General features: G+C 38.0%; 25 protein-coding genes. 2 read left to right on the top strand and 23 right to left on the bottom strand.

Annotated elements, in window-relative coordinates; translation table 11 throughout:
- Window positions 1–424 precede the first annotated feature (424 nt).
- The 10 genes from ACVYAD_RS17645 to rpsU all read right to left on the bottom strand — a co-directional run bounded on the left by ACVYAD_RS17645 (window position 425) and on the right by rpsU (window position 9,639).
- Window positions 425–775, bottom strand: coding sequence for a diacylglycerol kinase family protein (locus tag ACVYAD_RS17645; protein ID WP_349660389.1), 351 nt, complete (start codon window positions 773–775; stop codon window positions 425–427).
- Window positions 776–1,249, bottom strand: coding sequence for an rRNA maturation RNase YbeY (gene ybeY, locus ACVYAD_RS17640; protein WP_349660390.1), 474 nt, complete (start codon window positions 1,247–1,249; stop codon window positions 776–778).
- A gap of 8 nt (window positions 1,250–1,257) precedes the next feature.
- On the bottom strand, window positions 1,258–3,378 hold the full coding sequence (locus tag ACVYAD_RS17635; protein ID WP_349660391.1) for an HD family phosphohydrolase: 2,121 nt from the start codon (window positions 3,376–3,378) through the stop codon (window positions 1,258–1,260).
- A gap of 534 nt (window positions 3,379–3,912) precedes the next feature.
- Complete coding sequence (locus tag ACVYAD_RS17630) at window positions 3,913–4,869, bottom strand: PhoH family protein (protein WP_349660392.1); 957 nt, start codon at window positions 4,867–4,869, stop codon at window positions 3,913–3,915.
- A gap of 2 nt (window positions 4,870–4,871) precedes the next feature.
- Window positions 4,872–5,990, bottom strand: coding sequence for a sporulation protein YqfD (locus tag ACVYAD_RS17625; RefSeq protein ID WP_349660393.1), 1,119 nt, complete (start codon window positions 5,988–5,990; stop codon window positions 4,872–4,874).
- On the bottom strand, window positions 5,980–6,240 hold the full coding sequence (locus ACVYAD_RS17620) for a hypothetical protein (RefSeq protein ID WP_079563475.1): 261 nt from the start codon (window positions 6,238–6,240) through the stop codon (window positions 5,980–5,982). The genes ACVYAD_RS17625 and ACVYAD_RS17620 overlap by 11 nt, the downstream gene beginning before the upstream one ends.
- 55 nt (window positions 6,241–6,295) lie before the next feature.
- A complete protein-coding gene (locus ACVYAD_RS17615; RefSeq protein ID WP_476427328.1) occupies window positions 6,296–6,778 on the bottom strand; it encodes a hypothetical protein in 483 nt (160 codons plus the stop codon).
- A 27-nt stretch (window positions 6,779–6,805) separates the two neighbouring features.
- The gene (gene floA / locus ACVYAD_RS17610; RefSeq protein ID WP_349660395.1) at window positions 6,806–7,810 is read right to left on the bottom strand and encodes a flotillin-like protein FloA; all 1,005 of its coding nucleotides are present in this window, start codon (window positions 7,808–7,810) and stop codon (window positions 6,806–6,808) included.
- A gap of 3 nt (window positions 7,811–7,813) precedes the next feature.
- Window positions 7,814–9,142: an NfeD family protein gene (locus ACVYAD_RS17605; protein ID WP_476427327.1), complete on the bottom strand. Its 1,329-nt coding sequence runs from the start codon at window positions 9,140–9,142 to the stop codon at window positions 7,814–7,816.
- Window positions 9,143–9,465: 323 nt separating this feature from the next.
- Window positions 9,466–9,639, bottom strand: a complete 174-nt coding sequence (gene rpsU / locus ACVYAD_RS17600) for a 30S ribosomal protein S21 (RefSeq protein ID WP_004227078.1) — start codon at window positions 9,637–9,639, stop codon at window positions 9,466–9,468.
- 223 nt (window positions 9,640–9,862) lie between these two features.
- Between rpsU and ACVYAD_RS17595 the strand changes: the two genes are divergently transcribed.
- Both ACVYAD_RS17595 and ACVYAD_RS17590 read left to right on the top strand, forming a co-directional pair.
- Window positions 9,863–11,200 (top strand): TrkH family potassium uptake protein, encoded by a 1,338-nt coding sequence (locus ACVYAD_RS17595; RefSeq protein ID WP_476427326.1) that lies wholly within the window; start codon window positions 9,863–9,865, stop codon window positions 11,198–11,200.
- A 25-nt stretch (window positions 11,201–11,225) separates the two neighbouring features.
- Window positions 11,226–11,882 (top strand): potassium channel family protein, encoded by a 657-nt coding sequence (locus ACVYAD_RS17590; RefSeq protein ID WP_349660398.1) that lies wholly within the window; start codon window positions 11,226–11,228, stop codon window positions 11,880–11,882.
- 68 nt (window positions 11,883–11,950) lie between these two features.
- Here the strand turns inward: ACVYAD_RS17590 and ACVYAD_RS17585 are convergent, their stop codons facing one another.
- From ACVYAD_RS17585 to dnaJ, 13 genes are all read right to left on the bottom strand, one after another.
- A complete protein-coding gene (locus ACVYAD_RS17585; protein WP_476427325.1) occupies window positions 11,951–12,520 on the bottom strand; it encodes a manganese catalase family protein in 570 nt (189 codons plus the stop codon).
- Window positions 12,521–12,647: 127 nt separating this feature from the next.
- Complete coding sequence (locus ACVYAD_RS17580; RefSeq protein WP_079563481.1) at window positions 12,648–12,911, bottom strand: spore coat protein CotJB; 264 nt, start codon at window positions 12,909–12,911, stop codon at window positions 12,648–12,650.
- Window positions 12,904–13,131, bottom strand: a complete 228-nt coding sequence (locus tag ACVYAD_RS17575; protein ID WP_349660399.1) for a spore coat associated protein CotJA — start codon at window positions 13,129–13,131, stop codon at window positions 12,904–12,906. The genes ACVYAD_RS17580 and ACVYAD_RS17575 overlap by 8 nt, the downstream gene beginning before the upstream one ends.
- 225 nt (window positions 13,132–13,356) lie before the next feature.
- Entirely contained in the window at window positions 13,357–13,842 is a 486-nt protein-coding gene (locus ACVYAD_RS17570; RefSeq protein ID WP_349660400.1) for a DedA family protein, read from the bottom strand.
- 580 nt (window positions 13,843–14,422) lie between these two features.
- Complete coding sequence (deoC, locus tag ACVYAD_RS17565; protein WP_476427324.1) at window positions 14,423–15,094, bottom strand: deoxyribose-phosphate aldolase; 672 nt, start codon at window positions 15,092–15,094, stop codon at window positions 14,423–14,425.
- 130 nt (window positions 15,095–15,224) lie between these two features.
- Window positions 15,225–15,698, bottom strand: coding sequence for a hypothetical protein (locus ACVYAD_RS17560; protein ID WP_476427323.1), 474 nt, complete (start codon window positions 15,696–15,698; stop codon window positions 15,225–15,227).
- Window positions 15,699–15,711: 13 nt separating this feature from the next.
- Window positions 15,712–17,061 carry a tRNA (N(6)-L-threonylcarbamoyladenosine(37)-C(2))-methylthiotransferase MtaB gene (mtaB, locus tag ACVYAD_RS17555; protein ID WP_386827565.1) on the bottom strand — a complete coding sequence of 450 codons (1,350 nt, stop codon included), beginning with the start codon at window positions 17,059–17,061 and terminating at the stop codon, window positions 15,712–15,714.
- Window positions 17,062–17,429: 368 nt separating this feature from the next.
- A complete protein-coding gene (locus tag ACVYAD_RS17550; RefSeq protein WP_349660463.1) occupies window positions 17,430–18,197 on the bottom strand; it encodes a CsxC family protein in 768 nt (255 codons plus the stop codon).
- Between the two features lie 145 nt (window positions 18,198–18,342).
- The gene (locus tag ACVYAD_RS17545) at window positions 18,343–20,043 is read right to left on the bottom strand and encodes a BC_2427 family protein (RefSeq protein WP_476427322.1); all 1,701 of its coding nucleotides are present in this window, start codon (window positions 20,041–20,043) and stop codon (window positions 18,343–18,345) included.
- A gap of 584 nt (window positions 20,044–20,627) precedes the next feature.
- On the bottom strand, window positions 20,628–21,443 hold the full coding sequence (locus ACVYAD_RS17540; RefSeq protein ID WP_386827568.1) for a CsxC family protein: 816 nt from the start codon (window positions 21,441–21,443) through the stop codon (window positions 20,628–20,630).
- Window positions 21,444–21,829: 386 nt separating this feature from the next.
- Entirely contained in the window at window positions 21,830–22,567 is a 738-nt protein-coding gene (locus ACVYAD_RS17535) for a 16S rRNA (uracil(1498)-N(3))-methyltransferase (protein ID WP_476427321.1), read from the bottom strand.
- Between the two features lie 82 nt (window positions 22,568–22,649).
- On the bottom strand, window positions 22,650–23,591 hold the full coding sequence (gene prmA / locus ACVYAD_RS17530) for a 50S ribosomal protein L11 methyltransferase (protein WP_476427320.1): 942 nt from the start codon (window positions 23,589–23,591) through the stop codon (window positions 22,650–22,652).
- 21 nt (window positions 23,592–23,612) lie between these two features.
- On the bottom strand, window positions 23,613–24,731 hold the full coding sequence (dnaJ, locus tag ACVYAD_RS17525) for a molecular chaperone DnaJ (protein WP_476427319.1): 1,119 nt from the start codon (window positions 24,729–24,731) through the stop codon (window positions 23,613–23,615).
- Between the last annotated feature and the right edge of the window lie 422 nt (window positions 24,732–25,153).

The following is a 25,153-nucleotide window of genomic DNA, read 5'->3' as shown; positions in this document are numbered from 1 at the left end:
CGTAATTGCGTCCGGATTTTGAATTGTGCCTAGGCCTGCATGAGGACCTACACGAAATCGGTCATTTCGGTAATGCCACAGGACGTGGCGTTTTTACCGATGCAGGTCAGTTAGCCGTTTTCGCAGGATGCAAAGTTGTTAGTCTAACATCCTTTGTACATTCCTTTCACAATCCGTGACATCTGCCGGAGGCTTTATCTTCATGAATGAAGATAAATAGCTCATCACCTTAAAGCGGGGTTGATTTCCGTTCCGGCTAGGCACTTTCCTAAGGGCGTCAGATGAGCCCTAAGGAGTTGCCCAAACCTCCACTCCAATCAACTTATAATTCATTTTAACAAATGACATCCCGAACTTTTGGTGAGTCTAATAAATCATAAATTCTCCAGCACAATTGCTACTACTTCATGACCGAACAGTAGTATTAAAACCATTTCGGTATAAATATGAGTAATCCGATTATAGCACTGAATATCGCAAATACAAGTACTGCACCTGCAGCAAGATCTTTCGCCTGCTTAGCAAGCGGATGGATCGTAGGTGAAGCTAAATCCACTACTCGTTCAATTGCTGTATTAATCATTTCAAGCGCAAACATTAGAGCAATTAATAACAATACAATATACCATTCTATACGAGATAAACCCGTAAAATAGCCAGCAATCAAAACTATTCCCGCACTAAGTAAGTGGGATTTAAAATTTTGCTCCGCACAGGCTGTAATAATACCTTTAAAGGCATACCCAAAAGAGCGTACAAATTTGCGAACATTCATTTATTCTCGTCCTAAGCCGAAAGATTGTAAAATCTCATCCTGCTTTCCGAACATCACCTTTTCATCTTCTGGCACCATATGATCATAGCCAAGTAAATGTAAGAAACCGTGGACTGCTAAAAAGCCTAATTCTCGCTCAAATGTATGCCCATATTCCGCTGCCTGTTCTTTTGTACGATCTGTTGAAATAATAATATCTCCTAATATACGAGGCATCCCTTCAAATGTTACTTCCATTTCTCCCGCACCTAATTCCTCCAGGGCAAATGAGATAACATCTGTCGGTTGATCCTTGTCACGATATTCTCGGTTTATTTCTTGAATCGCTTCATTTGTAACGAACGTCACTGACACTTCCGTTTCCGGCTCAATATTCTCTAGTTTCGCAGCTAGCTGCAAAAGCTTTTCAACAAGCTCCATATGCTCAGTAGCCACTTCATTTGTTTCATCTGTAAAATCAATTGTTAAAATCATAGATCCTCCTACTTATCTGCCTTTGGATATTCAATTCGTGAATGGAAAATTCCATTCAACGTTTCACAAAGTACTCTCTCTATACATTTTAACTCTTTTATCGAAATATCGCATTCATCAAACTGACTGTCTTGTACTCGATCATCAATAATTGCTCGTACCAACTTTTGAATTTTCTCTGCATTCGGTTCCTTCATCGATCGAACCGCTGCCTCAACGCTATCTGCAACACTAATAACTGCCGCTTCCTTCGTTTGCGGTTTCGGACCTGGATATCTGTACGTTGTATCATCTAAGCATTTTCCTTCTTCCTTCGCTTTAAAGTAGAAGTATTTTAACAGACTAGATCCGTGATGCTGCAAAGCAATATCAATAATTTCCTGTGGCATCTTATATCGTTTTAGCATTTCAGCCCCATCAGTAGTATGCGCAATTATAATTTCCGCGCTTTTTTCCGGAGACAATGAATCATGGGGATTAATACCAGACATTTGATTCTCGATGAAGAAGGCAGGGCGCTTCGTTTTGCCAATATCATGATAATAGCATCCTACACGAGCTAGTAATCCATCCGCACCAATTTCCTCACATGCAGCCTCCGCTAAGTTCGCCACCATAACACTATGATGATATGTTCCCGGGGCCTCCATTAGTAATTTTTTCAGCAATGGATGGTTCGGGTTCGATAATTCAATTAAACGCAACGACGACAATAAGCTAAATGCTGATTCAAAGAATGGTAAGAGACCCATTGTAAGAGCTCCTGATAATAAAGCCGATATCATTGCCGCGATAAAGTAAAACACTAACTCTGACAAGCCGTAGGAAGATTGTGTCATCAGTAAATAAAATGCAATAAATAACATATTTACGAGCCCTATAATACCTACAGTATGTAAAATATGCGAACGTTTTTCCATACTTTGCAAAAAGAATAAACTCGCAAATCCTCCAAAAATTATATACAGTGTAATTTCCATCTGCATAACAGATGAATAACCCTCTTGGAATATAACACCCGCAGATGCTGCTGTCATAACCGTAATAAGAACTGCAGCACGGTCATCCGCTAATAACCGTACTAGCATCGTTGCCAATGCTGTTGGGAAAAGGAAGGCAATCGTAACATCGAAACCTCCTGAGACTAGACTAATAAATTTCATCAGCAGGATCGATAAACTATAAACAATTACTGTTACCAACAGGGCATTACGTTTTTTGTACTCATCTATATGCCAGCGTTCGAATAAAACAAACATGAACATCATTTCAAGAAGTATTAAAATAATCAGCCCTGCAATCGGCTTCATCGATGCCTTATTACTTACCATACCTAGAAGCTCTAATTGACGGAACGCCTCATTATCAATAATTTGCCCTTCCTGTACGATGATTTGTCCTTGAAGAATTCGAGTTGGTTCAACTGATTCCCTCACTTGTTCCTTTCGAATTTTCGTTTGTTCCTCGTTTATCGTCTCGTTTTCAATAATACTCGTACGACCAATTAAAACTACCGTATTAAATATTTTATCAGGATAGCCTCGTTGTCCACGAATTTTTGTCTCAAAATCATTTTGAGACGCAAACACATTTTCAGATCGAATGGATTTTTGTAAATATTCCTGTACGAGTTTTGATAGTTGTGTACTTGTTCTTTTTAGATCCGCTTCACTTTGTACTAACAATCCTTCTAGTTGTGAATCAGTGAAGACAATGGGCATTTGCTCTGAATCTATAGATTCAAGTTTTTTACGAAGCTGCGCCACTTGATCAACAACAGGAATAGGTTCTTTGCTACTCTCAACATCTGCCTTTACCTCGAGAACATAGTCGAATAAAGACGTTACAATCGAAGCTCGCTGTTTAGCAACATCCGCAGAAAATTGATAGACTGGTGCAACTGCATTTGTTGCTTTTTCTCGTTCCTGTTGCGTTTTATAAGTATCTTCTATCGTTTTAGTAGATCGTACTGTTTCAGGCGCTAGCTGTAATGGTTTAAAATCATATGTAACACCTTTAACATTGCCATACATAAAAGTAAATTGTAGGGCTCCTGTTAAGATGAGAACGACAATTAAAAAGTAGCGAAAGCCAATAAGTTCTGTTATTTTTTTTAATTGTTTCTCCATCTTGCACCTCCTCTATCTACCTACTATCATACCAATTCAAAAAACATTTTTCCCGAAAAATGTATAAGAAAGTAAAAAAACAGCTATACACATCGTATAGCCGTCACAAATTTTTCCATTTTTAAACCTTTTTCATGCTTGTTAAGTTTTGGATCATCATCAAAACGTGTGGTTGAGTTCCGTTCCGACTGTGCGCTTTGTTACTGTCGCTTTACTTTCGCACAGTTAAAACATTCGCTGCCGCTACGTTAGGACTGCGCTTTCGCACAGAAAACATCCGTTACGCTGCAGAGTCTCGGGCCAACACGATGTTGGTCACGAAGGCGTTATCACAGGACGTGATGTTTTTAGCCTTCGTTCCTCTATATCGCTAATCCCCAAGGAGTCGCCCAGTCGTAACGAAGATCAACTTATTTACATAGTAGACGTTTTAAACAAAAGTCATCCACAACTTTTGGTGATGAACCTAAGTTTTGTATATCGCGTTACTTTGGTCTTTTAAACACCTGTTGAACCTGCCGCTACGCGGTCATATTAAAGTTGCTGCTCTTCGTATGCTTGGATGATTTTTGCTACGATTGGGTGGCGTACTACATCACCTTGTTCTAAAGTTTGGAAATGTATAGATTTTACGTACTTTAATGTTCGTTCCGCTACGATTAATCCAGATTCCATATTTTTTGGTAGGTCAATTTGTGTTTTGTCGCCGGTAATGACCATTTTTGAGCCAAATCCTAGTCGCGTTAAAAACATTTTCATTTGCTGATGTGTCGTATTTTGAGCTTCATCTAAAATAACAAAGGCATCATCTAATGTACGGCCACGCATATATGCTAAAGGTGCAATTTCTATTGTGCCTCTTTCAATAAGCCTTTGTGTTTGTTCTGATCCGTAAATATCGTTTAAAGCGTCATAAAGAGGGCGTAAATAAGGATCTACCTTTTCCTTCAAATCCCCCGGAAGAAAGCCTAGAGACTCGCCTGCCTCTACTGCAGGGCGTGTTAAAATAATACGCTTAACGTGCCCGTTTTTTAGCGCCTGTGTTGCCATGACTACCGCTAAATACGTTTTCCCAGTACCGGCTGGTCCGATACCAAAAATAACGTCCTTATGACGGATTGCTTGTATGTATTCTCGTTGACCTATTGTCTTTGCACGAATAGGCTTGCCTTTCGTCGTGCGAGCTATTTCTTCATCATAAAGTTCTGCAAAGTATTCAATCGTTCCTTTTTGTGTCATTTCAATTGCTGTTGCAACATCACGCTGATCAATATTAATACCTTTACGAATGACCTTTAAAAGAGCATGTAAAAGGAATGTTGCTTGTTCCTTTGCATCCTCTTCACCAGCAAGCTGAATTTGTTCCCCACGTGTAATAATGTGGACTTTTAGAGCCTCTTCGATTAATTTCATATTTGCATCGGAAATTCCGAGTAGCATGACCGCTTCGTTTGGATTATCCACTTGTAATACAGTTAAATGTTCTGACATAATCATTCTCCTTGTAGGCCTTGTATTGGACTGGCAATGTTTTCATTGACTAAAAATAGAACTTTCCCTTCAACTGTACCATTCCCCCACTTTACCTGTAAAAGGTTTTCTTTTTTTATAACCGTTTTCGCAGGTAGTGAACGAAGTACCTTTTCATGAAGCAATGGTATGAGCAATGAATCTATTTTGGATTCATTAAGCTCTACTTGCACTTTTTTTGAGTACTGCTCCTCAACAACCGAAACATATGGATCGAGCCAATCAGGTAAATCCTTCTTTTGCACATAGTCAACTTTATCTTTTTCTTCATGAATGCCTTTCACTAATACGCGCCACTGCTTTTGTTGTAGCGTTTCCATCGTTAGTTTTGTTGGAATTTTAAATGAACATTCAAGCCAATAATCTGCGTAAACTTCTCCCTTAGCCCCAACAAAGACTTGATCTTCACCACTTTCAATTACGCCACTTACGAGAACATCACCTTCGTAAGCCGTATCGTTAACTGAAATTTTCCGTTCTCCATTTTGAATATTAAAGTGAGTAATTACACCACTTTTTGTTGCTACTAAATGCTCCGCTAACTTTTCATTCGTTTGTTTAGTTTGTTTTGGGGACTCCTGAGGTCGTAAAATTACACGTCCACCGTACTTTTCAATATGCACCCACGAAAGGTCTCGATGCCCTTCTAATAGCTTCTGTCGCATGACAGCATCCGAGGGTAAGTTTTTTTTAGAAATGGGTGTTTCTAATTGAAATGTATCTTGAAAGGTCTTTCCTAGACGTTCCTCTAACTCCGGTGTTGCCGCTTTAATATCAATCCGCCAAATAACCTGCGCACATAGTAATGGTATTAATATCATCAACGCTAGGCCAAGCAAAGTCCAAAGCTGCGCTCGAAAAACTTGAAGTTCATCTGCATAATAGATTGCCATTTTAAGTCGGTAACGACTACGCACACGGCGAATCTTTGGTAGATAATGCATAGTTGTTTCAAAGACAACCTCTTGTTCACGAAAAACAACACGCTTTAATGGCACATGTTGCGCATGCAATGCTTGAATAAAAGGATGAACATTTTCATGGCGCTTTATACGTATGATAATTGGCCGATTATTCCACATTATCGCTCACACCCATATTCTTTGTCATTTTCATCTGAAGCTCCTGTAAATCCTCTACAGAAAGATGCAACATATCTTCTTTAAGAGCATTAATTTCCACCGATTTTCCACGCACAGTAATATGATAGTCTGCGTAGATAAAAGAGCACGATGAAGCATCAGCATGTAGAAAACGATACGGGCCAATGATTTTTAGTGTTTCATATTGTAATAATTCAAGTAGTGGCGTTAATTGAAATAGTTTTCTCATAAAAAAATGCCTCCTTCTTCGGCAATATATGCATCGAAAAAGGAGGACATGCTAGTTATTTTCTTTTTGCTTTTGGAGGGCCTAAAACTTCTGCCATTACAACAGCCTGCATGAATGATTTTTTTGATGTCGGTAATTGAAAAGCCGATTGTGGTTCAGCTACTCCCTCGACTTTTTTTCCAGCTGCCAAACGGCCAATACTTTCTCTATTCGACGTACGACCCATTTTCTCAGTCGGGACTAAAGAGGGAGCTACATAGCTCGGTGTTTTTTCAATTACTGTTTTTTCGACATTTTTTTTCGGCTCTTCGAATTGGGGCTTTTCATTTTCCCATTCACCTAAAAACCCACGTGCAAAATCCTCAAAACTCTGTGGTTTAGATTGTTGCTGTTGCGTCACCTCTGCTCTTTTTATAACAGGAGGCTCTACTTGTGAACCCTTGTTAAAAGGAGGCATTGGTTTTTGTTCTTTCTTTTTTGATTTACCGAAAATAGAGCTGACTATGGCAATTATCACAAATATAATTAATTGTTCCATTTATTAGTACCGCTCCTTTCAGTTTTTTTATTGGTTAGATTCATTAGTTTCTGATTTATCTGAGCCTACTTTAGAAATGGAGTCTCGCATCGCTGTATCTGCTTGAATGTTACGGTAGTTCATGTAATCCATAATACCAAGATTACCCGAACGTAGAGCCTCTGCCATAGCCTGTGGTACTTCAGCTTCAGCTTCTACTACTTTCGCTTTCATCTCTTGTACGCGTGCAATCATTTCTTGCTCGTTCGCTACAGCCATCGCACGACGTTCTTCAGCCTTCGCTTGGGCAATGTTTTTATCAGCCTGTGCTTGTTCAATTTGTAATTCAGCACCGATGTTTTTGCCGATGTCAACATCAGCAATATCGATCGATAAGATTTCAAATGCTGTACCTGAATCTAGACCTTTTGATAAAACCGTTTGAGAAATCATATCAGGGTTTTCTAAAACTTCTGTATGATGCACAGCCGAACCAATTGTCGAAACGATCCCCTCACCTACACGAGCAATAACCGTTTCTTCACCAGCACCACCGACTAAACGTTCAATGTTTGCTCGTACAGTAATACGTGCCTTCGCTTTTACTTCAATCCCGTTCATCGCAACACCTGAAATAAATGGTGTTTCAATGACTTTCGGGTTAACAGACATTTGTACCGCTTCTAATACGTCACGTCCCGCTAAATCAATAGCTGCACAACGTTCAAATGATAACTCAATATTTGCACGATGAGCCGCGATTAACGCATTTACTACACGGTCAACATTACCACCTGCTAAATAGTGACTTTCAAGTTGATTGATCGTAACAGGTAATCCTGCTTTATGTGCTTTTATTAATGGGTTCACGATTCGTGATGGGATTACACGACGTAAACGCATACCGATTAATGTGAAAATACTAACACGGACACCTGCAGCAAGTGCAGAAATCCATAGCGCCACTGGTACAAAGGTAAAGAATACCGCGACTACAATGAATAATAAGACTAGCCCTGCAATTGGACCTAATAAAGCTAAATCAAAACCCATTTGCTATTCCTCCATCTCTTTTTCTGTTCGTCTCACAACAATTCGTGAGCCCTCTACTTTAATAATTTCTACATGATTTCCAGCATCTACGTAGCCACCTTCCGATACTACGTCAATGCGTTCACTACCAAATAACATTGTACCCGCCGGACGAAGGGGTGTAATCGCTTTACCCACTTTTCCAAGCAGTTCTGTGCGATTCACGTTAGATACATAGCCCTCTTCCGTCGTTGTCGCATCCATCAAGACAAGCTTGTTTAAAACATGTAATTTTTTACCGAAAAATTTCATCAAGATCACCATTCCTATTATCGCTACAACAAATGCAATGAAAATCGCTATAATCATTTGCATCATGTTTGCACCTGCCAGTATTAGACTTAGTAATATTAGCGCACCACCTAAAATACCAACAATACCACCGGGGACAAAAAACTCCGCTATAACAAGCGCTAAACCTACAATAAATAAAAGTAATGTCTCATAACCTGCCAAGCCCGCCACCATATGACCGAAGAAAAATAATCCTAACGCTGACAATCCCATTATACCCGGAACACCAAAACCTGGCGAATATAGCTCAACTACAAGCCCCAAGCTTGCAATCGACAATAAAATCGGAACGATAATCGGATTTGTAATAAAACGAGCAAGCTTTTCAGCAAAAGTAGGTTCAATCGGAACGATGTCACGCTCATCTATTTGCGTTGCATTTAAAAGATCCTGGAAATTCGAAACCGTTCCATCAGAATAACCAACTTTTTCTGCCTCTGAAGCTGATAACGTTAATAAATTCCCTTTTCCTGCTCGAAATTCTGGTAAATCAACAGATACATCAGCCATTGCTCGTGCATATTTTGGATCGCGTTTTTTTGATTCTGCAGCTGCCTCCATTTGAGCAACCCATGCACTATGAGCCTTTAAATCTGCTGCATTTCCTGCTGAATCAATAACTGCAGCCGCCCCGATCGTTCCATTTGGCACCATGTAGATTTCATCCGCATGTAAGGCTAAAAAGGCACCTGCAGAATGAGCATCTTTGTTAATGTACGCAATTTTACGTATATCCGTTGCATCCATAAGCATTGCAATATCACCGGCTGCATTCACAAAACCACCAGGTGTATGAATGTCTAAAATAATCGCTTCTGCATTGTTTTCTTCCGCCTCTTTAAAAGCTCGTTCTAAAAATGCGTGAAGTCCTCTTTCTACTTCATTATGAATTGGTATGTGGTAGACCTTGCTACTTGCAAAAGCAGACGTTAGTGGAAACGCTAACAAAAATGTCATCCAAATAACTAGTAAATAACTGAGGATTCTTCGTCTTCGCATCTTTTTCCCTCCCTTCTAACATGCTTCTCTCCTGTATATACGACTGACTTTGCAAAAAGTTTCATAAATCCTAATAATTTTATTATACAGTGAATTATTAACTTATGTGGCCCCGGATAAGGCTTCTACTATAAGTATGTAACATAAAAGCCGAATGAATCACAAAGATCACATTCGGCTTCTCCAATATGTACGTAAAATTGAGCTAATGTAAAATACCTGAAATTAATCGACATGAGATTAATTTCAGGTATATTTTTGTCTGCTCAGTGAATCATACAATTGCGTGTTATGAACGTAGGGATTTTTAATGGGAAATTAAATTACCACTTACGTTTACGTGCAGCTTCTGATTTCTTTTTACGTTTTACGCTAGGTTTTTCGTAGAACTCGCGCTTTCTAACTTCTTGAATTGTACCACTTTTTGATACAGTACGTTTGAAGCGGCGAAGAGCATCTTCAAGCGATTCGTTTTTGCGAACGACAGTTTTTGACATCTCTCTTTCCCTCCCTCCGAACACACGTCAATACACAAATAGGCTAATAACCATTTGCTGTGTACTAAAGAATTATAACGTATTGTCTAAAAATGGTCAATAGAAAGTGTACGAATTAATCTGGTGAATTTTTGGTTTTATTCCCTTAAGAATTTTCAGCTCACTTTTGGACAACAATAAACATACAAATTTTATTAATTATAGGTTCAATGAGGAGAATAAAATGAAAACATTTATCAATAAATTAAATCCTCCAAAAGCACTTGTTTTGGGCTTCGCCATCATCATTTTAATCGGAACATTTTTCTTAACGCTCCCCATTGCAACGGTCGACGCTAATGGTCTTTCATTTTTAGATGCTCTATTTACCGCTACCTCCGCTACTTGTGTAACAGGACTGATTGTTGTAGATACCGGCGATACATTTTCGATATTTGGAGAATTAGTTATTCTTTTTCTTATCCAAATTGGCGGACTGGGCTTTATGACATTTGCGACGTTATTATTTTTACTATTAGGAAAAAAAATTTCTTTAAAAGAACGACTTTTGTTAAAAGAGGCATTTAATAACGTTACAATAGCTGGCCTAGTTAAATTAGTTAAAAGGATCCTGTTATTTACTGCATTAATTGAAATGATAGGTGGCTTCATTTTATCTATACGTTTTTCGTTCGATATGCCTGTAGGTAAAGCCTTTTACTTCGGATATTTCCATGCCATCTCGAATTTTAATAATGCTGGTTTTGATATAATGGGTGACTTTAAGAGCTTAACAGAGTATGTAGATGATCCTTTCGTCGTATTCACTATTTGTGCACTTATTACGATTGGGGGCTTAGGATTTATTGTTATTAACGAACTATATGAATACCGCAGAACGAAGCGACTTTCAGTGCATACAAAAATTGTTTTAACTACTACGTTTATATTAACAGTAGGATCGACGCTATTAATTTTCTTATTTGAATACAACAATAGTAAAACCATTGGCCCACTATCTGAATGGGGCAAAATTCTTGGTTCATTATACCAAGCTGTGACACCTAGAACTGCTGGCTCTAATACCCTCCCTATTGGTGATTTAACACATTCAACACTATTTTTAATCATTTGGTTAATGTTCATCGGAGGAGGTTCTGGATCAACTGCTGGAGGTATCAAAATAACGACTTTCGCAGTTTTAGTTGCTACGATGTGGTGTCAAATGAAAGGGAAAGAAGATGTAGTGCTTTTTAGGCGTAGAATTGTTAATGAAACGATTTTGAAAGCTTTAACAGTTACAATGTGTGGGATGATGATAGTCGTAATCGTTACCATCGTCTTAAGTCTTATTGAACAACGTCATAGTTTTATGATGTATTTATTTGAGGCTACTTCTGCATTCGGAACAGCTGGACTTACAATGGGGCTAACTCCCGAGCTATCAACCGGCGGCCGTCTTCTGATTATATTAACAATGTTTGTAGGAAGATTAGGCCCCTTAACAATTGCTTTCGCCATTACAAATCGTCGAAAAACGGAGGCTTTCCGTCATCCAAAAGGAAAAATTATGATTGGCTAACCATAATAAAGGAGCGATGCACACAATGACGATCAAACAATATGCTGTTATAGGTCTAGGTAGGTTTGGTGTAAGCGTAGCCCGCAAATTATATGAAGCCGGGAATGAAGTTTTAGGAATCGATATTAATGAGGAAAGAGTCGAAGATGCTGAACTTTATGTTACACACGCAGTAGTTGCTGATACGACAGAAGAAAAAGCACTTAACTCCATTGGAATCAGAAATTTCGATTGTGTCATTGTCGCTATAGGTATTGATATGCAATCAAGTATTTTAACGGTCTCATTATTAAAGGAAATAGGCATAAAAAAAATAATTGCAAAGGCTCTCGGCAAAAGACATGGACAGGTTTTAGAAAAGGTTGGAGCTGATTGGGTTATTTACCCTGAAAGAGATATGGGTGAGCGAGTAGCTAATCAGCTTCTTTCACCAAACATGCTGAATTATATTGAATTATCAAAGGAATACAGTATAGAGGAAATTATGATTCCTTCTAAAATGGCCGGACAAAGTTTACGGGATTTAGACATTCGTTCGAAATATAATGTCAGTGTTATTGCCATAGTTCGGGATGGTAATATTACCATCTTACCCTCTCCTGATCAGATTATTGAAGAAAGCGATCTATTAGTTATGATTGGCCATAGAAAGGATCTTACTATATTTTCAAGTGTTGAATAGATAAAATACAAAATAACGAAGGTTGTGTCCGAAGAAGATTTCTCCTTTGAAACAGCCTTCGGTATTTATCAGAAGATTTTCTTGTTATCCCTATCGTCTTTTAAAATCTCTACAGCTTCTCTGAAACGTTGAGAATGAACAACTTCTCGTTCACGTAAAAATTTCAAGCTATCATTTAAATCAGTGTCATCTGATAAATCAATAATCCACTGATATGTCGCCCTTGCCTTTTCTTCAGCTGCAATATCCTCATACAAATCAGCAATCGGATCCCCTTTAGCTTGAATATAAGTTGCCGTAAACGGTGATCCAGCTGCATTCTGATAAAATAATGCCCTGTCATGATTAACATAGTGCTCTCCGAGACCTGCCTCTTTTAGCATCTCTGGAGTAGCATCCTTTGTTAGTTTATAAATCATCGTGGCAATCATTTCTAAGTGAGAAAACTCCTCTGTCGCTATATCGGTTAACAGTCCAACTACTTTATCTGGAATCGTATAGCGCTGATTCATATATCTAAGGGCTGCTGCTAATTCCCCGTCTGCACCACCATACTGCTCAATTAAATACTTAGCCAGCATAGGGTTGCATGTACTAACCCTTACAGGATACTGGAGCTTTTTTTCATAATACCACAAAAATAGTTCCTCCTAGTTACTCATAATCAATTATGCCTGGAGCATAATTGCATTTAGAATCGGCTTTGGTCGTGCACAAAAAACCACTAATACATTTGGTAGCCGACGTTACACTTTCAATAAACAGTTAAACTTGCCATGGCCAAGGTGTATCTATCCAATTAAACGGATAATTTGAATAACTTCTCCCAAAATTCATAAGCGGACCAAATTTCTGTTCAAATTCAACCTTAAGTCGCATACTGATTTCAGTGTTTTCGTTAAATTGCTGAATAGCATCAAAATCGTGAGGATGAGTATCTAAATAAAGATTTAATTCCACTATTACAAAATCAATGGCTTGGATTTCTTCAAGTAGCGTATAAAATTCGGGTGGCATCTCCTTACTCATTCTTTATCCCTCCTTGCTGGGGATTTGGATAGGGGCTAAATAATTGAGGCCATAACGTGCCTGATCTGAGAGCTTCTCTAGGGGTTGGGTATTGCGGTAGCCCAGGCGGTTGAAAACCCATATATAATTGAGGCGGTGTTGAAAAACTTTTAACTCTTATAGGTGGACATGGATCGAACGGACTAACAAAAGGCTTCCAATACTTATATTGAGTAAACATTGTATCCTCCCTTCTGTATCAATTACATCAGTGGAGTATATGAAGTAGATTTAATTTATATTCAGACATAGATCTATTTAATCGTAGCAAATAATTCGCATATCATGTATAAGTATGAACACATAATAAAACTCGCATTTAAAAAATGCGAGCTATATTTTATGTTTAGTTTGGTAGGGTCCTTTGCCCATCAGACGCACAGATAAAAATTACACCTATTTATTTTTAAAATGTTACTCCAAGAAAATATCCTATAGAAATAAAAATAATTACCCATACCATCGCACCAAAACAAGCAAAAGCCAGAAAAGTACTAAACTTCATCTGTGTGATTCCAGACATGTAACTTGTAACGTGTCTAATCCCCGGAACAAAATATCCTATAATTATTGTCCACGGTCCAAAACGATGAAACCAACGTTCAACTTTAGTAAACCGTCTATTATTTAGTCCAAACCACTTTCCATATTTTATTATTAATGGTGTTCCTAATTTATTTCCAATTGCATAGCTAAATACCATACCAGTGGATGCACCTAAAAAGCTTAAGATAATACTCAATAGAAAGTTTAAATGTCCCTCATGACACAAAAATCCCACAAACGTCATTAAGATCTCATCGGGAATGGGTAAGCCAATTATTCCTAAAGATAAGATTAAAAATATAGCTAGGTATCCATATTGACTTATAAAACTGCTTATGAATTCCACGAATAGTTTCTCCTTTTTTAATACAAATCGTTACCTATTTCATTAAACATCATATATTCCCCCATTTTTTCATTTAAAACACTCGAAGGATTATTAAAAACGGAGAGGCAATTAAGATTAAATAATAGTTTTTGATTGACCTGCTAATGATCTACGCATTCAATCTTAAATTCCCTATATTATCGATGTTACTAAGCTATGTAAAAATTCGGTTCATATCTATACAAAGTTCTTGTAAAATGACCCAATCATCAAGATTTTTATATTCATAAGATTCTTAATGATAACACATAAAAATGATGATATTCCTCTCTGTACATTTTTACAAGTACTTTTCATAATACATCATCTACCATGAGTTAAAAAGAGGTGTATTGTGAATAAAACAACAACAATCGTTCAATAGGTTAAATTTTTATAATAATCATCCATAAATGCTAATGGAATTTATCAATTTGCTCATTTTTTATGTACAGGAATATCATTTCAGGAAATGAATATTTTCCATTATTAGACTCTCAATCAAATTTTCAATGAAAACGGGGCTAGTCCATAACGAACAGCCCCGTAGTCCTTACTATTAATAATTAGAATCTGCAATTAATCCGTTCATAATAGCAACACCAGAACTTGCTCCAATACGAGTAGCTCCAGCCTCAACCATCTTTTGCATATCTTCTAAGCTTCGTACACCGCCAGAAGCTTTTACACCTAAATCTGGGCCTACTGTTTTACGCATTAAGGCAATATCTTCTGCAGTTGCACCACCAGTAGAAAAACCTGTTGATGTTTTCACATAGTCAGTACCTGCTGCCACAGCTAGCTCACATGCTTTTACTTTTTCTTCATCTGTTAGTAGGCAAGATTCAATAATTACTTTTACAAGTGCGCTACCTTTTGCCGCTTCAACAACTGCAGCTATATCTGCTTGCACAACGTCATAGTTTTTATCCTTTAATGCACCGATATTGATAACCATGTCTACCTCTTTTGCACCGTTAGCAATCGCATCTTTCGCTTCGAATGCTTTAACAGCTGGTGTGTTAGCACCTAAAGGGAAGCCAATTACTGTACAAACTAAAACATCTGAGCCTTGTAAAAGCTCGCTGCTGTATTTCACCCAAGTTGGATTTACACAAACAGAAGCAAAGTTAAATTGTTTTGCCTCTGCACACAATTTTTCGATTTGCTCTTTTGTAGCTTCAGCCTTTAATAATGTGTGATCAATCATACGTGCGAAATTTTGTTCCATTTTATTAGACTCTCCTTCTATCAACAAGTTGTACGTACCTCTCTGGAATCATAACATTTTTTAACGTTTCCGTCTAATTTTGAATGAAATTAGATGAATTCAAATTATTTTAGAAACAACTCCATCATCCCTAGGCATAATTACATCCGGAATCGTGTTTGTGCTTGCACATTCGACTCCGCGGGTATTCGCTCCGCTTCCGCAGGTATTCCCACACTTCCGCGGGTATTCCCACGCTTCCGCGGGTATTCGCTCTCCTTCCGCGGGTATTCACTTCGCTTCCGCGGGTATTCCACACTTCCGCGGGTATTCCCACACTTCCGCGGATATTCCCACACTTCCGCGGGTATTCACTCTCCTTCCGCGGGTATGTATTCACTCTCCTTCCGCGGGTATTCGCTCTCCTTCCGCGGGTATTCGCTCTCCTTCCGCGGGTATTCCCACGCTTCCGCGGGTATTCACTCTCCTTCCGCGGGTATTTCACACTTCCGCGGGTATTCCCACGCTTCCCCAGGTATCCCCTTCGCTTCCGCGGGTATTTAGACAGAAAGAAGTTAAAATATAGCAAAACACCGTTCAAAGTTTGAACGGTGTTTCTATTCATAGGTACTCTTTTGTTATTTTATAGTTTCTAATACACGAACAAATTGTCCTTTAGAATGAGGATATCCAGCTTGTGTAATTTTCACTTTTACAAGCTGACCGATTAAGCTTTCAGGACCTTCAAATACTACTTTTAAGTAATTATCAGTATAACCTGTTAAAAGCCCTGCCTCACCGCTTTCATCATGCACGAATTCTTCAGGAATTACCTCTAGCACTTGATCTTCAAAGCGAGAAGAATATTCCTTCGCTAATTGATCATTTAAAGCGATTAATCGGTGAACACGTTCGTTTTTAATGTTTTCGTCAATTTGGTCCTCCATGCGCGCAGCTGGTGTACCTGTACGTGGAGAGAATGGGAATACGTGTAATTCAGAAAACTTATGGTCACGAATAAAGTTATATGTTTCCATGAACTCTTCCTCAGTTTCACCTGGGAAACCTACGATTACGTCAGAAGTGACAGCCAAGTCTGGTAAAGCTTCATGTAGTTTAGTTAAACGTTCACCGAAGAACTCCATTGTATACTTACGACGCATACGTTTTAAAACTGTATCTGAGCCAGATTGGATTGGAATGTGTAGGTGGTTAACAACGATTTTTGATTCACGTAAAACTTCAATCACTTCATCTGTTAATTGACTTGCCTCAATCGAAGAAATACGAAGACGTTTTAAGCCTTTTACATTTGCCTCTAAATCACGTAGAAGCTGGGCTAAATTGTAATCTTTTAAGTCTTGTCCATAGCCACCTGTATGAATACCAGTTAGTACAATTTCAAGATACCCTGCGTCCACTAGTTGTTGGGCTTGGCTCAATACTTCTTGAGGATCTCGAGAGCGCATTAACCCACGTGCCCACGGAATAATACAAAACGTACAGAAGTTATTACAGCCTTCTTGTATTTTTAAAGATGCGCGTGTACGGTCTGTAAATGCAGGCACATCTAATTCCTCATACACACGATTTTTCATAATGTTACGCACAGCATTAATTGGTTGGCGTTCAGTAAGATATTGATCTATGTAGCCAAGTAATTTTGTACGATCCTGTGTTCCTACAACAATGTCAACACCAGGAATTGCCATAATTTCAGCTGGAGATGTTTGAGCGTAACAGCCTGTAACACAAATGACAGCGTCTGGGTTTTGACGAATAGCTCGACGAATAACTTGACGTGATTTTTTATCCCCTGTATTTGTTACTGTACATGTATTAATGACATAGACGTCTGCTTGACGATCAAACTCCGTACGATCATAGCCTTCTTCTTTAAACAACTGCCAAATTGCTTCTGTTTCATAATGATTTACTTTACAACCTAGAGTATGGAAACTCACGATTTTTGATCGCTCGTTACTCATAATATATATCATCCTTTCAAGAGTACACTACAATAAATTAAATTATCAACGTGTCTTATAATAGCACAAATAAATATAATGAGCCTAGCTTTTTGGCTAGGCTTCAAAAAATATATAAATGAAAAGTAATTACTAATAAGAGTTACTCTACTAAAAATACAAATAATATAAAAGAAAAAAAGCCCAATCTCAAAATAAATTGCAAAAAGGCAGTTAAAAATTTAGATTCACTCTAATTTTCAACTGCCAACTAAAATAGTAAATTTTTATCAGTGCCTTTAAATAGTCTTGGGCAGTTTTTTCAATTACATTTTCTCATTGAACAGCCCTTTAATTTGTACTGTTGTTCTGCACCTCTAAAAACTAAATTATGGGCTAACAGGAGGAGTAAGTCCTAAAAGAACAGGAGTTACTACAGTACTACCCGTTCCAAGGCGAACTTGTTGAACTTGCAGTACTTTTACTGTAAGATCCAGAACAATTTTTTCGCGTAATGTGCTGAAAGTACCTTCTGGTGCTGCCATAACTGGTGAAAAATCAAGTTCAAAGAAGTTTGCAGCAACTAACTCGCCAAATGGTTGTTCATTGTACTTCACGAGATTTTGGAAGAATGCCTTATCCAATCGAGCATCCATTTGAGTTCTTTCATTCAGGAAGTTCGCTTCGGCAAACTCAGAAATTCCTATGATTGGAGTAGTGCCACCAGGTGTTTGTGGAAAAATTAGTTCAGTAAAACCAGAAAACGGAACGTCTGCAATTCTATCACGAAGTGCGCCATTACATGCTGATGAAGCATATTCTATATTTTTACGAATATGTCCTGCTACAAATAATTTAGCTCTTGTTACTCTGAAAAAGTCAGTGTTATCAATACGTGCAAATCTAACCGGCACTAATTTAACTTGATTTAGGAATACATTTTTTTTCACTCTTTTGATTTCAGTTGCTGCAGGAGTAAGCGTAATATCTGACTCCACAACTATTTGAAGTGTTGGCTCTGCAAGTACAACTGGAACTTTAATAGTTGGAGCTGTAACTGGTGTAGCGATTAGTGGAGTAGCCTCACTATTTAAAGGTATTTGTTCAGTTGATGCTACAGGACAAGGTAGCATTTGATTTTCTATTTGATCACTCAAAAAATTCCCTCTTTTCATTTTTTGTCATTAGAGAGCGCTCTCTATATTGCTAGAATATGTAGCTCTTAACTCTATGCATGGACGTATATACTAGTTTTTTTCTGATATTAAAAAAGGGATTTTTGAGCTGAGAGATAAGTTTTTATTACTGACTGTCATAACGGATTCGAATTTTCTGTACTTGTAGCATATGAATGATTAATTCTAATACTATATTTTGGCACAATTGGTTTGAATGAATTAATGATTCATCTTGTGCAGATACTGCATTTGTAGTCTGAAATGTAGTATATTCAATATTTTGATTTATAAAGCCTTCAATAAATAATTTTCCCTTTAACGCTGTACATGTCCCATTATTCAATGATCGGGAAAACTGACTAGGTACGAATCTACAATTGGTAAGTACTACCTCATTCGAGATATCTTTTATCCCCACAATTCCTTTGTCAAATTGAATAAATTCTTCAAGACATATTTCAATTTTATATTCCCCTACGACAACTGGAACTCTAATATGCATAACATCATCGGAAGCGTAAGAGTGATTATTTGTTTCTCCCTTTTTAATTGATTGTGTGTTATGTAAAGGAACTACAACTGATTTAGACGGATTACTCGTCTGTTTATTTTTTTCATAAGTATCATTTTTCATTAAAAATATTATTTCATTAATTTTTGAGTGAACTAGACGACAATCGGGCTGTTCAGGATAATCCGTTGAAGTATTAAATAGTTTGGTTTCAAGTTGAGGGGTAAGTTGATTGTTTAAATCAAGAAAATCAAATGTATTTTTAACAACCTCACCACAAATAGGAGCATGAAGAAAATCATCAATTTCTATATGAGTAGAAATTAGACTTTTTTTGGTTATAGAATTTATTTGTCCTTGCGCTGAACTAGTAGATACACTAATATCACCTGTAGAATTGTTTTTCTTCATCTCTTCTGCATCAATCTCTACATCAACTTTAGATGTGATGTGTAGCTCGCTATTAGGATCTAAATGCGCTGCTAGATCCTCTTCTTCCATAGGACTGGTTTCATCCGCCTCTTCTTTATTAAGGAGATCATTCATTTCATTCTCTACATCAACTTCAGAAGGGATGTGTAGCTCGCCATTAGAATCTAAATGCGCTGCTAGATCCTCTTCTTCCATAGGACTGGTTTCATCCGCCTCTTCTTTATTATGGAGATCATTCATTTCATTCTCTACATCAACTTCAGAAGGGATGTGTAGCTCGCCATTAGAATCTAAATGCGCTGCTAGATCCTCTTCTTCCACAGGACTGGTTCCATACGCCTCTTCTTTATTAAGGAGATCAATCATTTCATGCTCTAGATCAGCTTCAGAAGGTATGTGTAGCTCGCCATTAGGATCTAAATACGCTGCTAGATCCTCTTCTTCCATAGGACTGGTTTCATACGCCTCTTCTTTATTAAGGAGATCAATCATTTCATGCTCTAGATCAGCTTCAGAAGGTATGTGTAGCTCGCCATTAGAATCTAAATACGCTGCTAGATCCTCTTCTACAGAACTGGTATCATCAGCTTCTTCTTTATTAAGGGGATCGTTCATTTCATTTTCAACATCAATTTCAGGAGGGATGAGTAGCTCACTATCGGGATTTAGATGCGTTGCAAGGCTGGTTTCATCTTTTTCTATAGCAAGGTCATTATTTATAAAATCGGCATTTAAAGAATATGAAATGTCACATGTAGTATCTAGTTGAGGTGTATGATCTATCTTTTTCTTCGGTTTAATTTGATAATTACAATTGATGAAAACTTTTTGTTTGGAACTTATTTCTTTCATTTTTCTAAAATTAATCCATGGAGTTTTCATTAGTTCACTCCCAAATAATGTATTGACAAATAACGTGCAACAGCCTGATCCGTAAAAAACTCCTACGCATTTTTCCAGCCAAGACAGCTTTTTGATCAAATGTTCAGACTTTATGCGTTATTCTTGAGAGACATGTTCAAAATCCGTTTCTTCAAGAAAAACTCACACTAACCCTTTTTCGTTTTTAATATTTCCACGTTGCCTTAATGAATATTGATCGGTTAAAGACAGCGATTATCATTTTCTCTTTCTAATGTCTAATAACAGCTAAACACTTTTTCTTTTATTTTGATTTAAGTGTTGCATTTATAATTACAATCCATTTTATGCATTACTTTTACTTTTGCCACTCGGTACTTTCCAAATCTCAGTAGAAAATTCGATATTAATGCGTTTAAGACGATTACTTAAATAGAAAATATCTATCTTTACATTATTTCGTTTTCAACCCGATCATATTTAGCAAAAAGGCAGTTAACAGTTCTATTCAATCAAACTGTCAACTGCCAAAACTCAAATATTGGACTTTCAGTACCCCTAGAAATACCAGTTTTTATCTACTTGCTCCTCTAAAAACTAATGATTTAACAAGGATTAGAAGGAGGCTCAGGTCTAACTGGTGGATCAGCAGGACTAACCGGTGGAGTCAATCCTGGTAAAACAGGAGTTATTACAGCACTACCAGCCCCAAGACGGACTTGTTGAACTTGCAGTACTTTTACTGTAAGATCCAGAACAATTTTTTCACGCAATGTGCGGAAAGTACCTTCTGGTGATGTCATAACTGGCGAAAAATCAAGTTCAAAGAAGTTCGCAGCGACTAACTCGCCAAATGGTTGTTCATTGTACTTCACAAGATTTTGGAAGAAAGCCTTATCCAACCGAGCATCCAATTGAGTTCTTTCATTCAGGAAGTTCGCTTCGGCAAACTCGGAAATTCCGATGATTGGAGTAGTGCCTCCAGGTGTTTGTGGGAAAATAAGTTCTGTAAAACCAGAAAACGGAACATCAGCAATTCTATCTTGTAGCGCTCCATTACATGCCGCTGAAGCATATTCAATATTTTTACGAATATGCCCTGCTACAAACAATTTAGCTCTTGTTACCCTAAAAAAGTCAGTGTTATCAATACGTGCAAATCGAACAGGCACTAATTTAACTTGATTTAGGAATACATTTTTTTTCACTCTTTTGATTTCAGTTGCTGCAGGATCCAGCGTAATATCTGATTCCACAACTATTTGAAGTGTTGGTTCTGCAAGTGCAACTGGAACTTTAATAGTTGGTGCCGTAACCGGTGTAGCAGCTAGTATAGTAGCCTCACTATTTAATGGTATTTGTTCAGTTGATGTTACTGGACAAGGTGGCACTTGATTTTGATTTTCACATTGACCACTCAAAAAATTCCCCTCTTTTCATTTTGTAGTATTCGAGAGCTCTCAGTATCAGAATATGTAGCAATTAAATCTATGAATGGACGCGTATACTAGTTTTTTATTCATTTAAATAAAGGGATTTTTGAGATGAGGGTTAAAAATGAACACAATGCCAGCTACTCACCGTTGTGATACCTGATTTGACAACGTTCCTTCAACATGGGATTTTACTAAAAAAACCGATTCAAAGTTTTTTGAATCGGTTCTACTTATAGGATTATCTAATAAAAACAGTCATTGAATGTAGTTTTTAAACTTTGCACGACTGCATATATACGCAATAATAATGATGTTTACTCATGCACTGATAAGTGTGTGAAAATCCTCTTTTGACATGGTTAAACGCTGTCTCATTCAAATTCATAAGATATTGCAGATAGTGCATAGAGTGGTGCCGTTTCTGCTCGTAAAATTCGGGGTCCTAAAGACATCGTTTGAGCACCTGCTTGAAGCAGGGCATCCGCTTCTTTTCGTGCAATGCCGCCTTCAGGACCAAAGATAATAAGAATAGATTTTGACTTCTTGTCATACACGTTTTTTAGCTTCTCAGCAAACCTTGTACGTTGTTCTGCTTTTGCATCTTCTTCATCCGCTATAAAAACGGCGTCGAAATTGCCTATTTGTTCTACTAGCTGTTTAAAAGAGATCGGTTCATATATTTCAGGGATATGTGTACGATGGGATTGTTCAGCTGCTTCTTTTGCAATTTTTTGTAGACGCTCTTGCTTTTTGGCACCTTTCTTTTTATCCCATTTAACGATGGAACGCTCCGCTTCAAATGGCAACAAGGCAAACATTCCAAGCTCTGTCGCCTTTTGTGTAATCAGTTCTAACTTATCGCCCTTCGGCAACCCACATGCCACTGTTACATGGACAGGTAACTCTGGTGAAGGAACGATCTCACCCGTAGTTTGAACGTGTATCTCATCCTCTTCAAAGGCTGATATTTCACAAATATGAGCAGTATTTTGTGCGACAACTACGATTTTGTCGCCCTCTTTCATACGCATTACCCGTTCAATATGTCGGGCATCTTCTCCGCTAATTCGTGCTTCCTCTATGGCTGTCTCAATAAAATATCGCTGCATTTAATCGTACTCCTTTCTAGAAAGAAGAGAAAACGCCAAATCACAAGCACTCGGCTCCCGATTTGGCGCTTCCTCAGTCCACTTATTGTGGTCGACGGGCAATGATCGCTACCCAATCTTCCATTAATAATACTTCTTCGATTACAAAGCCAGAAGCTTCTAGTGCTGCTTTTACATCATCACGTTTTGCGGCAATGATACCTGAAGTGACATATAATCCACCCGGTTTAACAATTGAAAATGCATCGTCAGTAAAGGACATAATAATTTCTGCTAAAATATTAGCCACAACGACATCAGCTGGTTCCTTTACAGTATCCAATAAGTTCCCATGGAATACTGATACTTTATCATCCACTTTATTTAATGCAACATTTTCTTGTGCTGAACGTACAGCTACTTCGTCTAAATCAAGTGCATGCACGCTCTTTGCTCCTAGTAAGGCTGCACCGATTGATAGAACGCCCGAACCCGTTCCGATATCGATAACCATATCTTCCTCTTTTACAACCTTCTCAAGCCCCTGTAAACACATAACAGTTGTAGGGTGAGTTCCTGTACCGAAAGCCATACCAGGATCTAATTCAATAATTAGTTCATCTGTTGATACTGGTACATATTCATCCCATGTTGGTACGATTGTAAAGCGTTCAGAAATTTTTACAGGGTGATAGTATTGCTTCCATGCTGTTGCCCAGTCTTCCTCGTTAACTTCCACAATCGAAACAACATTTTCACCAATATCGATGTTGAAGTTCGTTAGATTCGTTATAGCCGCCTTAATTTCTTCGACTGTTTCATTTAAAAAACTAGACTCCGATAAGTAAGCCTTAACAATAACACCATCTTTCGGAAAATCCGCTTCATTTAACGCATAAATTTCACCATACTGATCTTCTCGTGGCTTCGCAAATTCTGCAGAATCCTCAATAACCACACCACTTGCCCCTGCTTCATGCAAAATATTCGAAATTGCTTCTACCGCTTCATTTTTTGTATGAATGGATAACTCTGACCACTTCACGTAGCTCTTCAGCTCCTCTAATTATTCACCTTGGAATTTTTTCTTAATTTTATCGAATAGTGTGCTTCCTTGCTCTTCAGGAATATCACCACTGATTTCCGCAAATTCACGTAGTAATTGCTTTTGTTTTTCTGTTAATTTTTCTGGCGTTACAACTTTTACTGTTACATATTGATTCCCTATACCATAGCCATGGACGTTTTTGACACCTTTGTCTTTTAGACGGAATTGTGCACCTGACTGTGTTCCCGCTGGAATACGTAGTTTTACTTTCCCATGAACAGTCGGAACTTCAATTTCATCACCAAGAGCTGCTTGTGGGAATGTCAGTTTTAGTTCGAAATAAATATCATCGCCATCACGCTCAAACTCTTTATGTCCTTGAACGCGGAACATAATATATAAATCCCCCGCAGGTCCTCCATTTATACCTGGCTCACCTTGACTAGACACACGAACTTGCTGACCATCGTCAACACCTGCTGGAATGTTAACTTTGATTTTCTTACGTTGTTGAACTTTTCCTTCACCACGACAAGTAGAACATTTTTCTTTAATGATTTTACCTGCACCTTGACATGTAGAACAAGTACGACGATTCATCATACGGCCAAATGGTGTATCTACTGCCTGATTTACTTGACCAGCACCTTGACATGTTGAACATGTCTCTGGATTAGTACCTGGTTTTGCACCTGAACCTTGGCAAGTATCACATACTTCGTCTTTAGGAATTTCGATTTCAGTTTCTTTTCCGAAAATTGCTTCCTCAAACGTAATATTCATACGATATTGAAGGTCATCACCTTTGCGTGGTGCATTCGGGTCCTGACGGCGACCGCTACCACCAAAGAATGAGCTGAAAATATCCTCGAAGCCGCCAAAGCCACCGCCTCCGAAGCCACCACCAAATCCTGCATTTGGATCTTCGTGGCCAAATTGATCATAGCGTGCTTTTTTCTGATCGTCACTTAATACTTCATAAGCTTCAGCGATTTCTTTGAATTTTTCATCTGCACCTGGCTCTTTATTAAGGTCAGGATGGTATTGCTTTGATAATTTACGGTATGCTTTTTTAATTTCATCTTTAGAAGCCGATTTCGTTAAACCAAGCACCTCGTAGTAATCGCGTTTCTCCATGATTCACACTCCGCTCTTTTTGCATAAAATCTATTGTATCATGCAGTTAAAAAAACTGCCTCTATTTTATTATTAAATATACATTACAATTGTTGTACCAAAGGGGTTGATTAATCATTTTTATCCACTCTTATTAATTAGAAGGCCACTTCCTCCGCTGTGCTCCGTGCAGGGTCTCGTCTGTCTCGCTTTCCCGCGGTAGTCGAGTAGCCCTACGCTACAATCAGTAAAAATGGACATTCATTAGCAAAATATCAACAAAAAACCCTTTTATCAACCAATAATAAACCAATATTTTCCTAATCCATGTTTTCTCCCTTTTCTCACAAATAATATAGCAACTAGACGACTACATGGGGTCATAGGATATAGCTAAACATAAAGAGAAAAGCCAAAGCCGCAAGCGGTCTTTGGCTTCTTCA

It is taken from the genome of Lysinibacillus sp. G1-3 (assembly GCF_056322905.1).
The sequence above is the reverse complement of the archived record's forward strand: the minus strand, read 5'-3'. Positions and strand labels throughout refer to the sequence as shown.

Bases quoted from the DNA above. Each gene is read 5' to 3' on its own strand.
- ACVYAD_RS17590 (WP_349660398.1), top strand. From the start codon at position 11,226: ATGACGATCAAACAATATGCTGTTATAGGTCTAGGTAGGTTTGGTGTA.
- ACVYAD_RS17560 (WP_476427323.1), bottom strand. From the start codon at position 15,698: ATGAATAGAAACACCGTTCAAACTTTGAACGGTGTTTTGCTATATTTT.
- ACVYAD_RS17625 (WP_349660393.1), bottom strand. From the start codon at position 5,990: ATGTGGAATAATCGGCCAATTATCATACGTATAAAGCGCCATGAAAAT.
- ybeY (WP_349660390.1), bottom strand. From the start codon at position 1,249: ATGATTTTAACAATTGATTTTACAGATGAAACAAATGAAGTGGCTACT.
- ACVYAD_RS17545 (WP_476427322.1), bottom strand. From the start codon at position 20,043: ATGAAAACTCCATGGATTAATTTTAGAAAAATGAAAGAAATAAGTTCC.
- ACVYAD_RS17580 (WP_079563481.1), bottom strand. From the start codon at position 12,911: ATGAGTAAGGAGATGCCACCCGAATTTTATACGCTACTTGAAGAAATC.
- deoC (WP_476427324.1), bottom strand. From the start codon at position 15,094: ATGGAACAAAATTTCGCACGTATGATTGATCACACATTATTAAAGGCT.
- ACVYAD_RS17575 (WP_349660399.1), bottom strand. From the start codon at position 13,131: ATGTTTACTCAATATAAGTATTGGAAGCCTTTTGTTAGTCCGTTCGAT.
- ACVYAD_RS17535 (WP_476427321.1), bottom strand. From the start codon at position 22,567: ATGCAGCGATATTTTATTGAGACAGCCATAGAGGAAGCACGAATTAGC.
- ACVYAD_RS17630 (WP_349660392.1), bottom strand. From the start codon at position 4,869: ATGTCAGAACATTTAACTGTATTACAAGTGGATAATCCAAACGAAGCG.
- ACVYAD_RS17635 (WP_349660391.1), bottom strand. From the start codon at position 3,378: ATGGAGAAACAATTAAAAAAAATAACAGAACTTATTGGCTTTCGCTAC.
- floA (WP_349660395.1), bottom strand. From the start codon at position 7,810: ATGGGTTTTGATTTAGCTTTATTAGGTCCAATTGCAGGGCTAGTCTTA.
- ACVYAD_RS17595 (WP_476427326.1), top strand. From the start codon at position 9,863: ATGAAAACATTTATCAATAAATTAAATCCTCCAAAAGCACTTGTTTTG.
- ACVYAD_RS17620 (WP_079563475.1), bottom strand. From the start codon at position 6,240: ATGAGAAAACTATTTCAATTAACGCCACTACTTGAATTATTACAATAT.
- rpsU (WP_004227078.1), bottom strand. From the start codon at position 9,639: ATGTCAAAAACTGTCGTTCGCAAAAACGAATCGCTTGAAGATGCTCTT.
- mtaB (WP_386827565.1), bottom strand. From the start codon at position 17,061: ATGAGTAACGAGCGATCAAAAATCGTGAGTTTCCATACTCTAGGTTGT.
- ACVYAD_RS17615 (WP_476427328.1), bottom strand. From the start codon at position 6,778: ATGGAACAATTAATTATATTTGTGATAATTGCCATAGTCAGCTCTATT.
- ACVYAD_RS17645 (WP_349660389.1), bottom strand. From the start codon at position 775: ATGAATGTTCGCAAATTTGTACGCTCTTTTGGGTATGCCTTTAAAGGT.
- dnaJ (WP_476427319.1), bottom strand. From the start codon at position 24,731: ATGGAGAAACGCGATTACTACGAGGTGCTTGGTTTAACGAAATCGGCT.
- ACVYAD_RS17605 (WP_476427327.1), bottom strand. From the start codon at position 9,142: ATGCGAAGACGAAGAATCCTCAGTTATTTACTAGTTATTTGGATGACA.